This window comes from Mycobacterium sp. MYCO198283 (genome assembly GCF_021213805.1).
GTDB lineage: Bacteria > Actinomycetota > Actinomycetes > Mycobacteriales > Mycobacteriaceae > Mycobacterium.
This window is the reverse complement of the sequence record NZ_JAJQJI010000001.1, coordinates 122,366-135,441: the sequence shown is the minus strand read 5'-3', so window position 1 is coordinate 135,441 and position 13,076 is coordinate 122,366. Positions and strand designations below refer to the sequence as shown.

Genomic DNA, 13,076 nt, shown 5'->3' with positions numbered 1-13,076 from the left:
AGTGCCGTGTCGCACCGAACCCGCCTGTCGTGCGCGAGGCTCGGTGCAGTGGTCTCGGTTCCGGTGCTGCTGCTCGCCGGGTGCACCGTCAGCCCGCCGCCGGCGCCGCAGAGCACCGACACCACGACGACGATGCGACCGCCGCCGCCCCGCGCGCAGCAGGTCATCATGGCCATCGACGCCATCGGCCCCGGCTTCAACCCGCATCTGCTGTCCGACCAGTCGCCGGTGACGGCGGCGGTGAACGCGCTGGTGTTGCCGAGCACCTTCCGGCCGGTGCCCGACACCGCGTCGCCCACCGGTTCGCGGTGGGAGATGGACCCGACGCTGCTGGTGTCCGCGGAGGTGACGAGCGAGCGCCCGTTCACCGTCACCTACCGGATCCGCCCGGAGGCGCAGTGGACGGACAACGCACCGATCGCCGCCGACGACTTCTGGTACCTGTGGCGGCAGATGGTGAGCGAGCCCGGCGTCGTGGACCCGGCGGGATACGACCTGATCACCGACGTGCAGTCGGTCGAGGCGGGCAAGACCGCCGTGGTGACGTTCCGCTCGCCCTATCCCGCCTGGCGCGAACTGTTCAACGACATCCTGCCCGCCCACATCGTCAAGGACATCCCGGGCGGGTTCGCCGCCGGGCTGGCGCGGGCAATGCCCGTCACGGGCGGGCAGTTCCGCGTCGAGACCATCGACCCGCAGCGCGACGAGGTGCTGCTGGCGCGCAACGACCGCTACTGGGGAACGCCCGCGGTCCCCGACCAGCTGCTGCTGCGGCGCGGGGGAGCCGTTGCGGCGCTGGCTGATTCGATCCGCAACGGCGACACGCAGGTGGCGCAGGTGCACGGCGGCGCGGCTGCCTTTGCGCAGCTGTCGGCCATCCCGGACGTGCGGACCGCCCGGATCATGACACCGCGCACGCTGCAGCTCTCGCTGCGCGCCCAGCGCCCGGCGCTGGCCGACGTCCGGGTGCGGCGGGCGGTCTTGGGCCTGCTGGACGTCGACCTGCTGGCCGCGGTCGGGGCCGGCAGCGACAACACGGTGACGCTCGCGCAGGCCCAGATCCGCGCCCCGTCGGACCCGGGCTACACGCCGACGGCGCCCCCCGCGCTGGCGCGCGACGCGGCGATGGCGCTGCTCACCCAGGCCGGCTACCAGCTCGCCGCGCAGGGAACACCCGCGCCGGCCCCCACCCCGTCGGCGCCGCCCGGCCCGCCGGCCGTCGGCGGCCAGATCACGCGCGACGGCCAGCCCCTCACGTTCGTCATCGGGGTCGCCGACAACGACCCGACGGCGGTCGCGGTCGCCAACACCGCCGCCGACCAGCTCCGCAGCGTCGGCATCACCGCATCGGTGCTCGGGCTCGACGCGCCGGTGCTCTACCGCGAGGCACTCGCCGAGGATCGTGTCGACGCCGTGGTCAGCTGGCGGGAGGCCGGCGGAGACCTCGCCACCGTGCTGGCCTCGCGGTTCGGCTGCCAGGCGCTGCAACCGACCCCCGTGCCGATCGGCGCCGCCGCCGCCAGCACGACGCCTCCCGCGTCACCGGCCCCGAGCCCGTCGCCCGCGCCGGGTGCGCTGGTCCAGGCGCCGAGCAACATCACCGGAACCTGCGACCGTGCCCTGCAACCGCGCATCGACGCCGCGCTGGCGGGCACCGCGGACCTGGGCGAGGTGCTCGACGACGCCGAGCCGCGGCTGTGGGACCTGGCGACCGTCCTGCCGATCCTGCAGGACACCACGATCGTGGCCGCCGGGCCGCGGGTGCAGAACGTCAGCCTGTCGGGTGCCGTGCCGGTGGGCATCGTCGGCGACGCCGGCCGCTGGTCCAAGACGCCGGGCTGATGCCGGACTCCCCGCGGCTGTTGTTCGTCCACGCCCACCCGGACGACGAGACCATCACCACCGGGGCGACCATCGCGCACTACGCCGCGGCCGGCGCCGACGTCCGCGTGCTCACCTGCACCCTGGGGGAAGAAGGCGAGGTCATCGGCGACCGGTGGGCGCAGCTGACGGTGGACCGCGCCGATCAGCTCGGCGGCTACCGGGTCTGCGAGCTCACCGCGGCCCTGCGGGCGCTGGGTACCGGCCACGGCCCGCAGTACCTCGGCGGCGCCGGCCGGTGGCGCGACTCCGGCATGGCGGGCACCCCGGCGCGGCGGCAGCCCCGGTTCGCCGACGCCGACCCGGCGCAGGCAGCAGCGGTGTTGCGCGCGGTGATCGACGACGTCCGGCCGCACGTCGTCGTCACCTACGACCCGCACGGCGGCTACGGCCACCCCGACCACGTCCAGGCCCACCGGGTCACCACGGCCGCCGTCGACGCACCCGGCAGCTGGCCGGTGCCCAAGCTCTATTGGACCGTGACCTCCGCCGCGGCGCACGCAGCCGGCGTCCGCGGACTCGGTGACTGCGTGCTGCCGGCGCACTGGACCCGGCCCGCGGAGACCGTCGGCTTCGCCGACACCGACATCACCACCACCGTCGACGCCCGCGACGCCCTGGCCGCGAAGGTCGCCGCCCTCGCCGCGCACGAGACGCAGGTCGCCGTCTCCGCCGACCGGCGCGCCTACGCACTCTCCAACAACATCGCGCAGCCCATCCAAGGACGCGAGCACTACGTGCTGGTTCGCGGCGCGCTCGGTCCGCCCGGCGCCGACGGACGCGAAGCCGACCTGCTCGCCGGCATCACCATCGCCGCCGAACCGGCGTAGCGGTACGCTTTTTCCACACCGGCACCGGCGAAAGGGCACCGATGGACCCCGATCTGGATCCCAACCTGCAGCGCTGGCAGGACCGCTTCGACAACCTGCAGTGGGTCGAGGGCTCGCTCGTCGCGCTGCTCGACAGCATCCCGACCTAGCGATCAGCTGACCGCCGAAGTCGGCGACGGTACCTCCGGCCCGCGCTCGCGCGTCGGCACCGCCGTCGTTCTCGTCCTGCTCGCGGTCGACGGGGTGCTCAGCGCCGTGGCCGCCGTGTTCTTCCTCCCGCTCCGCATCGGTGTCGTGCCCGTGCCGGTCAGTGCCGTGCTGAGCGGGGCCCTCAACCTGGCGCTGGTGTGGGTCGGCTGGTGGTGGGTGCGCTCCCCGCGCCTCGCCGCGGTCTCGCTGTGGGCGTGGCTGGCGACGGTGATCGTGCTGAGCACCGCGGGGCCGGGTGACGACTCGATGCTGGGCGGCGTCGGGGTGATGAACGTGATGCCGCTGGTGTTGCTCGTGGCGGGTGTCGGGCCGGCGGCGCTACTGCTGTGGCGCCGCGCCCTCGCCGGCTGACCGCCACGACAGCTTTCCCCGCCGCAGCAGCTCGGTCATCTCGTCGGCCGGCAACGGGCGGGCGAGCAGGAACCCCTGCGCGCGGTGGCAGCCGTGTTCGAGCAGCGTTGCGGCGGCCTCCGGTGTCTCGACCCCCTCGGCGACCACGTCGAGGTCGAACGACCGCGCGAGCGCGATGATCGCGCGCACGATCGCCAGGTCGCGGGCGCTGTGGCCGAGGTCGCGCACGAAGCTGCGGTCGACCTTCAGCGTGTCCACCGGGAGCGACTTCAGGTACGACAGCACGCTGTACCCCGTGCCGAAGTCGTCGATTGCGACCCGTGCCCCGAGCTCCTTCAGCGCCAGCAGTGTCGCGCGGGCGGTGTCGATGTCCCGCACCAGGACGCTCTCGGTGATCTCCAGGCACAGCGTGTCCCCGCTCACCCCGGTCGCCGCCAGCACGGCGGCCACGTCGTCGGCGAAGCCGTCGGTCACCAGCTGCACCGGGGAGACGTTGACCCGCAGCACCAGGTCCGCCGCCAGCCCGGCGCGGCGCCACTGCGCCAGTTGGGCGCAGCCCGCCCGGAGCACCCAGCGGCCGAGCTCCCCGGCGAGGTTCATCGATTCCGCCACCCCGATGAACGAATCGGGCAGCAGCAGGCCACGCGTCGGGTGCTGCCAGCGCACCAGCCCCTCGACCGCCAGGATGCGACCCGTCCGCAGGTCCACCTCCGGCTGGAAGTGGAGGACGAAGGCGTCGGCTTCGGCGGCGCCGCCGAGGTGCATCTCGACCTCCTCGCGGAACGCCGCCTTGAGCCCTTCGTCGTAGGTGAACGTCGCCAGCTGGTTGCCGCCGGCCGCCTTGGCCTTCAGCACCGCGTGGTCGGCCCGGTTCAGCAGGTCGGAGGTGGTGTCGCGGCCGGGGTACGCGGCGGCCACGCCGATGCTGACGGTGCGCGCGAGCGCCTCCCGGTGCCCGGCCGCCTCCTGCCGCAGCCCGTCCTGTAGCTCGGCGGCGAGCTCCGCGGCCGCGACGATGTCCATCGGCTCGTTCGGGATGACGACGAACTCGTCGCCGCCGAGCCGGGCGATCATGGCGTCGCCGACCCGTTGGCGGAGCTGGTCGGCGAAGCCGCGGATGTACTGGTCGCCGGCGATCGTGCCGAGATAGGCGTTCACCATCGTCAGCCGGTCGAGGTCGAGGAACAGCGCGGCGACGGGCCCCGGCCTGCCCTCGGCGAGCCGGTCGTCGAGGTGCGCCATCAGCGACCGGCGATTGTTCAGGCCGGTGAGGTCGTCGTGCCCGGCCGCGAACCGCAGCTGGGCCTCGGCGTCGAAGCGGGCGAGCGACTGCGCGAACAGCGACGCGATGGCCGCCAGCGCGTCGAGGTCGGCCGTCGACCACTCCCGCTCGCCGAACGAGACGAAGCCGAGCGTGCCGGTGGTGACCGGACCCGAGAGCAGCGGCGCCGCGGCGAGCGTGAAATCGGAGTTGCCCGTGGCCTTCTCGAGCAGCTCGCGGTACGCGCCGTCGGCGAGTCCCGGGCGCAGCACCGTCGGCTCCTTGAGGTGCTCGGCCTTGGCGAACACCGGGTCGGCGCCGTCGAAGTGCACGACTCCGATGGGGTCGGGGCTCGGGATGAACGCGCGTGCCGGCCACTGCGCCACCAGGCGGGTGGCGCCGATGTCGTGGTCGTTGTGGCGCAGGAAGCAGGCGTCGACGCCGAAGTAGGCCGCCAGGTCCGCGAGGATCGACTCGGTGACCGCGATGGCCGTGGCCTCGGTCGCCGCCATCAGCCGGGCGGCGACGGAGACGATGAGAACGCCTTCCGAGACGTCGGGGAGGACGTGGGAATCGTTGTTCACTGAAGACACCGTTCGCGTCGACCATCTCGCCAGCCCAGCAACGCCGCACCCCATCGTATGACGACGAGGACTAATCTGGCGCTCGTGCCCTTGACGCCTGACGGGACGCCGGACGGCGAGCCGGTCGTGCTGCCCAGCCCTGTCGTACCCCTGCGAGCGGGATCCTCGGCCCTGCGGCGCGTGCTGCGCCGGGTGCGCGACGGGGTGACGCTGAACGTCGACGAAGCGGCCATCGCGATGACGGCCCGCGGCGACGACCTCGCCGACCTGTGTGCCAGCGCCGCCCGCGTGCGCGATGCCGGTCTGTCGTCGGCCGGTCGCCGCGGACCGCACGGCCGGCTGCCGGTGAGCTACTCGCGCAAGGTGTTCATCCCGGTGACGCACCTGTGCCGCGACACCTGCCACTACTGCACGTTCGTCACCGTGCCCGGCAAACTGCGCGCCCGCGGCGAGGGCATGTACCTCGAACCGGACCAGATCCTCGACATCGCCCGCCGCGGCGCGGCGCTGGGCTGCAAGGAGGCGCTGTTCACCCTCGGGGACCGGCCGGAGGCGCGGTGGGACGAGGCCCGGCGCTGGTTGGACGAGCGCGGTTATGACTCCACGCTGTCCTACGTGCGGGCGATGGCGATCCGCGTGCTAGAGGAGACGGGCCTGCTGCCGCACCTCAACCCCGGGGTGATGAGCTGGTCGGAGCTGTCGCGGCTGAAGCCGGTGGCGCCGTCGATGGGCATGATGCTCGAGACGACGTCGCGGCGGCTCTTCGAGACCAAGGGGCTCGCGCACTACGGCAGCCCCGACAAGGACCCGGCGGTGCGGCTGCGCACGCTGACCGACGCCGGGCGGCTGTCCATCCCGTTCACCACCGGACTGCTGGTGGGCATCGGCGAGACGCTCACCGAGCGCGCGGAGACGCTGTATGCGATCCGGCAGTCGCACCGGGAGTTCGGCCACGTGCAGGAAGTCATCGTCCAGAACTTCCGGGCCAAGCCGGCGACGGCGATGGGCGCCGCACCCGACGCCGACCTCGCCGACTTCCTCGCCACCATCGCGGTGGCGCGGCTGGTGCTGGGACCCAAGATGCGCATCCAGGCGCCGCCGAACCTGGTGTCGCGCGACGAGTGCCGTTCGCTGATCGGCGCCGGTGTCGACGACTGGGGCGGCGTGTCCCCGCTGACGCCCGATCACGTGAACCCCGAACGGCCGTGGCCCGCGCTCGACGACCTCGCCGACGTCACCGCCGAGGCGGGGTTCGACCTGGTCGAGCGGCTCACCGCGCAGCCCGACTACGTCCGCGCCGGGGCGGCGTGGATCGACCCGCGGGTGCGGGCGCACGTCGACGCGCTCGCCGACCCGGCGACGGGCTGGGCGGCCGACGTGCTGCCGGTGGGACGGCCGTGGCAGGAACCGGACGCCGCGTGGGAGTCGGCGGGCCGGGTGGACCTGAACTCGGCGATCGACAGCGACGGCCGGCTGACCGCGACGCGAAGCGACCTGGGCAGCGCGTTCGGTGACTGGGACGCGATCCGCGAGAAGGTGCACGAGCTGTCGGTGCGGGCGCCGGAGCGCCTGGACGCCGATGTGCTGGCGGCGCTGCGGTCGACCGAAGCCGATCCGGCCGGTTGCACCGACGGCGAGTACCTGGCGCTCGCCACCGCCACCGGCCCGGCGTTGGAAGCCGTTGCGGCCCTGGCGGATGCGCTGCGGCGCGACACCGTCGGCGACGACGTCACCTACGTCGTCAACCGCAACATCAACTTCACCAACATCTGCTACACCGGCTGCCGGTTCTGCGCGTTCGCGCAGCGCAAGGGCGACGCCGACGCGTTCACGCTGTCCACCGACGAGGTGGCGCAGCGGGCCTGGGAGGCTCACGTGGACGGCGCCACCGAGGTGTGCATGCAGGGCGGCATCGATCCCGAGCTGCCCGTCACCGGCTACGCCGACCTGGTCCGCGCGGTCAAGGCGCGGGTGCCGTCGATGCACGTCCACGCGTTCAGCCCGATGGAGATCAGCAACGGCGCGGCGCGCAGCGGGCAGAGTGTGCGGGAGTGGCTGACCGCGCTGCGGGAGGCAGGTCTGGACACCATCCCGGGCACCGCGGCGGAAATCCTCGACGACGAGGTGCGGTGGGTGCTCACCAAGGGCAAGCTGCCGACCTCGGCCTGGATCGACGTGGTGACCACCGCCCACGAGGTCGGGCTGCGGTCCAGCTCGACGATGATGTACGGCCACGTCGACACCCCGCGGCACTGGGTCGGCCACTTGCGGATCCTGCGGCAGATCCAGGACCGCACCGGCGGCTTCACCGAGTTCGTGCCGCTGCCGTTCGTGCACCAGAGCTCGCCGCTGTACCTCGCGGGTGCGGCGCGGCCCGGACCCACGCATCGCGACAACCGGGCGGTGCACGCGCTGGCCCGGATCATGCTGCACGGCCGGATCGCCAACATCCAGACCAGCTGGGTCAAGCTCGGCGTCGAGCACACCCGCGTCATGCTCGCCGGCGGCGCCAACGACCTCGGCGGCACGCTGATGGAGGAGACCATCTCGCGGATGGCGGGCTCCGAGCACGGGTCGGCCAAGACGGTCGCCGAGCTGGTCGACATCGCCGCCGGCATCGGTCGCCCGGCCCGCCAGCGCACCACCACCTACGTGCCGCTGGCCGCCTGAGCCGCCCTAGTGGGCTGTATGTGAGACGGCTAGTATCAGTAACCACGCGGAAGGTTAGGGCACACTGAGACTCGCGCTCGGTATCGACTGGTCGATACTGAACCGTCCTCTCGGCACGCCTGACGCCGACGGCAGCCCAGCCACAACGCTTTTCGACAGAGATCCTTCAGGAGGGCTCAGTGACGTACACCATTGCCGAACCCTGCGTCGACGTGAAAGACAAGGCATGCATCGAGGAGTGCCCCGTCGACTGCATCTACGAGGGCGCACGCATGCTGTACATCCACCCCGACGAGTGCGTCGACTGCGGTGCGTGCGAGCCGGTGTGCCCGGTGGAGGCCATCTACTACGAGGACGACGTCCCCGACCAGTGGAGCAGCTACATCCAGATCAACGCCGACTTCTTCGAGGAACTCGGCTCTCCCGGCGGCGCCTCGAAGGTCGGCCAGACCGACAACGACCCGCAGGCGGTCAAGGACCTGCCGCCGCAGAGCGAGGACTGACGCCCACGTCGCGCGCCGTTCGCCGGACGCGCGCAGCGTCGCTCCCGGTCTTTCCGTGGGACACGCTCGCCGGCGCCACGGCGACGGCGCGTGCCCATCCCGACGGCATCGTCGACCTGTCGGTCGGCACGCCCGTCGACCCCGTCGCGCCGGTCATCACGCAGGCGTTGGCCGCCGCGGCGTCCGCGCCCGGCTATCCGGCGACCGCGGGCACCCCGGCGCTGCGGGAGGCGGCAGCGGCGGCGCTGGCCCGCCGCTATGGCGTCACCGGCGCATCGCCGTCGGCCGTGCTGCCGGTGATCGGCACCAAAGAGCTCATCGCGTGGCTGCCGACCCTGCTGGGAATCGGTGCCGACGACGTCGTGGTGGTGCCGGAGCTGGCCTACCCCACCTACGACGTGGGCGCGCGGTTGGCCGGCGCCGCGGTCGTGGCGGCGGACTCGCTGACCCAGCTCGGTCCGCAGTTGAACATGCGCTCCTCGCGTGCGCGGAGACCCGCGCTGGTGTACCTGAACTCGCCCAGCAACCCGACGGGCAAGGTGCTCGGCGTCGACCACCTGCGCAAGGTCGTCGGCTGGGCGCGCGAGCGCGGCGTGCTGGTGGCGTCCGACGAGTGCTACCTCGGGCTCGGCTGGGACGAGACGCCGGTGTCGGTGCTGCACCCCGACGTGTGCGACGGCGACCACACCGGTCTGCTGGCGGTGCACTCGCTGTCGAAGACGTCGTCGCTGGCCGGCTACCGCGCGGGCTTCGTCACCGGCGACCCCGCGGTGGTCGCCGAACTGCTGGCGGTGCGCAAGCACGCCGGGATGATGGTGCCCACACCCATCCAGGCGGCCATGGTCGCCGCGCTCACCGACGACGCGCACGAGGCCGAGCAGCGCCGCCGCTACGAGCGTCGGCGGTCGGTGCTGCTGCCCGCGGTGCGGCGGGCGGGGCTGCGCGTCGAGCACTCCGAGGGCGGCCTGTACCTGTGGGCCACCCGCGACGAGCCCTGCCGCGACACCGTGGCATGGCTGGCGGGCTTCGGCATCCTCGCCGCGCCGGGCGAGTTCTACGGGCCGCGCGGCGCCCGGCACGTCCGGTTGGCGCTGACGGCCTCCGACGAACGCGTCGACGCCGCCGCCGCACGGTTGGCTGCCGCCTAGCTTCCGGCCCCGCTCGACATCTGGCATCGTCGGTGCCATGACAGAGCCGCAGTTCGGTGGCACGGAGGAACCGCCGCCCCCGCATCAGCCGCCGTACCCTCCGCCGCCCCCCGGCTTTCCGCCGCAACCTGCCGGCTTCCCGCCGCCGTATCCGGATCCGGGAGCGCCGTGGGGCCGTCACCCGGTAACCGGCGAACCGCTGTCGGACAAGTCGAAGCTCGTCGCCGGGCTGCTGCAGTTGATCGGTCTGTTCGGTCTCGTCGGCGTCGGGCGCATCTACCTCGGCTACACCGGTCTGGGTATCGCCCAACTGATCGTCGGCCTCGTCACCTGCGGTATCGGCGCGGTGGTGTGGGGCATCGTCGACGCCGTGCTGATCTTCTCCGACAGGGTGCGCGACCCGGACGGGCGTCCCCTCCGGGAGGGCACGTAGCGCGCGCCGGCCGCACCTGGCTCACCCGGAACGTCCGGGTGCTCTCGGCGGTGTCGTTCCTGCAGGACGCCGCCAGCGAGCTGCTGTATCCGCTGCTGCCGATCTACCTGACCGCGGTGCTCGGCGCGCCGGCCGCGGTGGTCGGTGCGGTCGAAGGCGCCGCCGAGGGGGCGGCATCGCTGACCAAGGTGGCGTCCGGCCCGCTGGGTGACCGGTTCGCGCGCCGGCCGCTGATCGCCACCGGCTACGGGATGGCGGCGCTGGGCAAGCTGATCGTCGCGGCGGCCGGCGCGTGGCAGGGCGTGCTCGCCGGACGGGTGGTCGACCGGCTCGGCAAGGGCATGCGCGGCGCGCCCCGCGATGCGTTGCTGGTCGAGGGCATCGACGGCGCCGCGCGCGGCCGGGTGTTCGGCTTCCACCGCACCATGGACACCCTTGGCGCGGTCGTCGGGCCGCTGCTGGGGCTGGCGGCCTACGAGCTGCTCGACCACGACATTGCCAGCGTGTTGTGGCTGGCGCTGATCCCGGCGGTGCTGAGCGTCGCGCTGGTCTTTGCCGTGCGGGAGACACCGCGCCCGCGGGCGCAGCGGCCGCCGATCCTCGCCGGTATGCGGCGGCTGCCGAGCGGCTACTGGCGCGTCGTCTCGTTCCTGGTGTTGTTCAGCGTGGTCAACTTCCCGGACGCGCTGCTGCTGCTGCGGCTCAACGAGATCGGCTTCTCGGTGCCCGAGGTGGTGCTCGCCTACGTCGCCTACAACGCGGTGTACGCGGCGGCGAGCTATCCGGCCGGGCTGCTTGCCGACCGGTTCTCGCGGCAGGCGGTGTTCGCCGTCGGGCTGGGGTGCTTCGCGGTGGCCTACGCCGGGCTGGGCCTGACCACCGATGCGCTGACGGCGTGGCTGCTGATCGCGGTCTACGGCGTGTTCACCGCCTGCTATGACGGCGTCGGCAAGGCCTGGGTGTCCACGCTGGTCGGCGGCGAGCTCCAGTCCAGCGCGCAGGGCCTCTACCAGGGGCTGTCGGGCTTCGCGGTGCTGTCGGCCGGTGTCTGGGCCGGTCTGCTGTGGGGCGTCGACGGCAGGCTGCCGCTGCTCGTGTCGGGGGCGGTGGGCGCGGTCGCCGCGGTGGGTCTGGCGGTCGTCGCCTCGGGGCGTCGGCGTCGTCGGGTTGTCGGTGGGCGCCGCTAGACTCGAACACATGTTCGACAACGACGGACCGGCGGAGCTCTTGGAGCGGATCGCCGATGCGGTGCGTGCGGAGAACGCGGCGGCGGCGCGGCGGTTCGCTGCGATCGGCGCGTTGTATGCGCTGCGACTGGCCGAGCACGGTGAGGAGCCGGACTGGGCGGTCGATACGTGGGCGGCGGTGAGCTCCGAACTGTCGGCTGCGCTGGGTATCAGCGCGGGAATGGCAGGCAGCTCGTTGAGCACGGCGGTGGCGCTGCGTGAGCGGCTGCCGAAGCTCGCGGCGGCGTTCGCGCGCGGTGAGGTCGATCAGCGCACGGTGCGCACAATCGTCTACCGGACCGGGCTCGTCACCGACGTCGAGGCGATCGCGGTGCTCGACGCGCAGTTGGCGGCGCGGGCGGGTCGGTGGCCGGCGATGGCGGAGGGCCGGCTCGCTCGCGAGGTCGACCGGCTGGTGGCGCGGCGGGATCCGGATGCGGTGCGCCGCGTCAGGGAGCGGGTGCGGGGTCGCGACGTGGTGTTCTGGGATGCCGGTGAGGGTTTCACCGACGTGGCGGGCCGGCTGTTCGCGACCGACGCCAAGGTGATCGAGACCCGCCTGAACGAGATCGCGGGCTCGGTGTGCGAGCGCGATCCGCGCGGGGTCGACGAGCGGCGAGCCGAGGCGCTCACGGCGTTGGCGACGGGTGCGGATCGGCTTGGCTGCCGCTGCGGCCGGGAAGACTGTGCCGCGACCGCGCTGCCTCCCCTGCCCGCCTCGAAGGTGGTGGTCCACGTGGTGGCGGAGCGGGGTTCGGTGGCGGGCACGGGCGCAGCGCCGGGGGTGATCATCGGCTCCGACGGGCTGATTCCGGCCGAGGTGCTCGCCGAGATCGCCCGCGCCGCGACGCTCGTGCCGCTGTTCGACGCCGGGAACGCGGCGCCGGAAAGCCACTACACGCCGTCGAAGAAATTGGCCGACTGGGTGCGGTGCCGGGACCTGACGTGCCGGTTCCCGGGGTGCGATCAGCCGGCGACCGATTGCGATGCCGACCACACGGTGCCGTACGGACAGGGCGGGAGGACCCACGCGTCGAACCTGAAGTGTCTGTGCCGACACCATCATCTGCTGAAGACGTTCAGGGGGTGGCGCGACGAGCAACTCCGCGACGGCACGGTCATCTGGACGTCGCCGGCGGGGCAGCGCTACGTGACGACCCCGGGCAGCGCGCTGCTGTTCCCGGCGCTCGCCGTCCCGACCGCCGACATGCCTCCGCCGCCGAGCAGCGGCCCGGCGGGCGGCGCGCGGTGCCAGACCGCGGCCATGCCGCTGCGGCGCCGGAGCCGAGCCCAGGCCGGGGCGCAGGCCATCGACGCCGAACGCCGCCAAAACCGCCAGGAGCGTGCGGTGCGCCGCGCCGCCCGGATGTCGGCCGGCGCGCTGCCCGACGCTTTGGGCGGCGACCCGCCGCCGTTCTAGTCGCCGGCGCGTTCGGACAGCAACAGCAGGGCGTAGGCCGCGATCGACTGGCTGTCGGTGATCTCGCCTGCCCGCATCATCGCCTCCACGGCCGAGCGGGTGAACCACGCGCTGCGCATGTCCTGCTCCTCGTGCTCGCGGGCGTGCTCGCCGGCGGTGACGCCGGTCGCGACGAACACCGCCCCGCGCTGGCTCGACAGGCCGGGCGCCACGTCGAGGCGCCCGATCTGCCGGATGCACGCCGCCCGCAGCCCGGTCTCCTCGCGCAGCTCGCGGGCAGCCACCTCGGCCGGGTCGGTCTCGGCCAGCCCGGGCGCGGTGCCCTGCGGGAACTCCCAGCGCCGCATCCGCAGCGGATACCGGTACTGCTCGACGAGCGCCACCCGGTCGCCGTCGACGGCGATCACCAGCGCGTAGGTCGGCTTGTCGACCACGCTGTAGACGCCGTCGCTGCCGTCGGGCCGGCGAATCCGGTCCTCCCGCAGCGAGATCCACGCGTTGCGGTACACCTCCGTCGACGACAGGCATTCGATGTGGGACACGAGGCAAGTATCGCGGC

General features: G+C 73.1%; 11 protein-coding genes. 9 read left to right on the top strand and 2 right to left on the bottom strand.

From position 1 onward, the window contains the following. Window positions 1-6 precede the first annotated feature (6 nt). The 3 genes from LV457_RS00630 to LV457_RS00620 all read left to right on the top strand — a co-directional run bounded on the left by LV457_RS00630 (window position 7) and on the right by LV457_RS00620 (window position 3,272). Window positions 7-1,842, top strand: a complete 1,836-nt coding sequence (locus tag LV457_RS00630) for an ABC transporter family substrate-binding protein (RefSeq protein WP_232168405.1) — start codon at window positions 7-9, stop codon at window positions 1,840-1,842. After that, window positions 1,842-2,711 (top strand): N-acetyl-1-D-myo-inositol-2-amino-2-deoxy-alpha-D-glucopyranoside deacetylase, encoded by an 870-nt coding sequence (mshB, locus tag LV457_RS00625; protein WP_232168404.1) that lies wholly within the window; start codon window positions 1,842-1,844, stop codon window positions 2,709-2,711. Before LV457_RS00630 ends, mshB begins: the two co-directional genes overlap by 1 nt. 243 nt (window positions 2,712-2,954) lie before the next feature. Continuing rightward, window positions 2,955-3,272, top strand: a complete 318-nt coding sequence (locus LV457_RS00620) for a hypothetical protein (RefSeq protein WP_232168403.1) — start codon at window positions 2,955-2,957, stop codon at window positions 3,270-3,272. On the opposite strand, the gene LV457_RS00615 is transcribed toward LV457_RS00620, so the two are convergent. Further along, complete coding sequence (locus LV457_RS00615) at window positions 3,240-5,045, bottom strand: bifunctional diguanylate cyclase/phosphodiesterase (RefSeq protein WP_232169180.1); 1,806 nt, start codon at window positions 5,043-5,045, stop codon at window positions 3,240-3,242. The two genes, LV457_RS00620 and LV457_RS00615, sit on opposite strands and share 33 nt — an antisense overlap. A 198-nt stretch (window positions 5,046-5,243) precedes the next feature. Between LV457_RS00615 and LV457_RS00610 the strand changes: the two genes are divergently transcribed. The 6 genes from LV457_RS00610 to LV457_RS00585 all read left to right on the top strand — a co-directional run bounded on the left by LV457_RS00610 (window position 5,244) and on the right by LV457_RS00585 (window position 12,517). Beyond that, on the top strand, window positions 5,244-7,787 hold the full coding sequence (locus tag LV457_RS00610; RefSeq protein ID WP_232169179.1) for a bifunctional FO biosynthesis protein CofGH: 2,544 nt from the start codon (window positions 5,244-5,246) through the stop codon (window positions 7,785-7,787). Between the two features lie 179 nt (window positions 7,788-7,966). Then, window positions 7,967-8,290, top strand: coding sequence for a ferredoxin (fdxA, locus tag LV457_RS00605; protein ID WP_232168401.1), 324 nt, complete (start codon window positions 7,967-7,969; stop codon window positions 8,288-8,290). Further along, window positions 8,287-9,438, top strand: coding sequence for a succinyldiaminopimelate transaminase (gene dapC / locus LV457_RS00600; protein ID WP_232169178.1), 1,152 nt, complete (start codon window positions 8,287-8,289; stop codon window positions 9,436-9,438). Before fdxA ends, dapC begins: the two co-directional genes overlap by 4 nt. Before the next feature lie 37 nt (window positions 9,439-9,475). Beyond that, complete coding sequence (locus LV457_RS00595; protein ID WP_232168399.1) at window positions 9,476-9,871, top strand: TM2 domain-containing protein; 396 nt, start codon at window positions 9,476-9,478, stop codon at window positions 9,869-9,871. 38 nt (window positions 9,872-9,909) lie between these two features. Further along, window positions 9,910-11,058: an MFS transporter gene (locus LV457_RS00590; RefSeq protein ID WP_232168397.1), complete on the top strand. Its 1,149-nt coding sequence runs from the start codon at window positions 9,910-9,912 to the stop codon at window positions 11,056-11,058. Between the two features lie 10 nt (window positions 11,059-11,068). Further along, complete coding sequence (locus LV457_RS00585) at window positions 11,069-12,517, top strand: HNH endonuclease signature motif containing protein (RefSeq protein ID WP_232168396.1); 1,449 nt, start codon at window positions 11,069-11,071, stop codon at window positions 12,515-12,517. Here LV457_RS00585 and LV457_RS00580 read toward each other — a convergent pair. Then, window positions 12,514-13,059, bottom strand: a complete 546-nt coding sequence (locus LV457_RS00580; protein ID WP_232168395.1) for an NUDIX hydrolase — start codon at window positions 13,057-13,059, stop codon at window positions 12,514-12,516. The two genes, LV457_RS00585 and LV457_RS00580, sit on opposite strands and share 4 nt — an antisense overlap. Between the last annotated feature and the right edge of the window lie 17 nt (window positions 13,060-13,076).

Excerpts from the sequence above, each read along its gene's own strand:
- mshB (WP_232168404.1), top strand. The coding sequence starts at position 1,842 with ATGCCGGACTCCCCGCGGCTGTTGTTCGTCCACGCCCACCCGGACGAC.
- LV457_RS00615 (WP_232169180.1), bottom strand. The coding sequence starts at position 5,045 with ATGGCGGCGACCGAGGCCACGGCCATCGCGGTCACCGAGTCGATCCTC.
- LV457_RS00595 (WP_232168399.1), top strand. The coding sequence starts at position 9,476 with ATGACAGAGCCGCAGTTCGGTGGCACGGAGGAACCGCCGCCCCCGCAT.
- LV457_RS00585 (WP_232168396.1), top strand. The coding sequence starts at position 11,069 with ATGTTCGACAACGACGGACCGGCGGAGCTCTTGGAGCGGATCGCCGAT.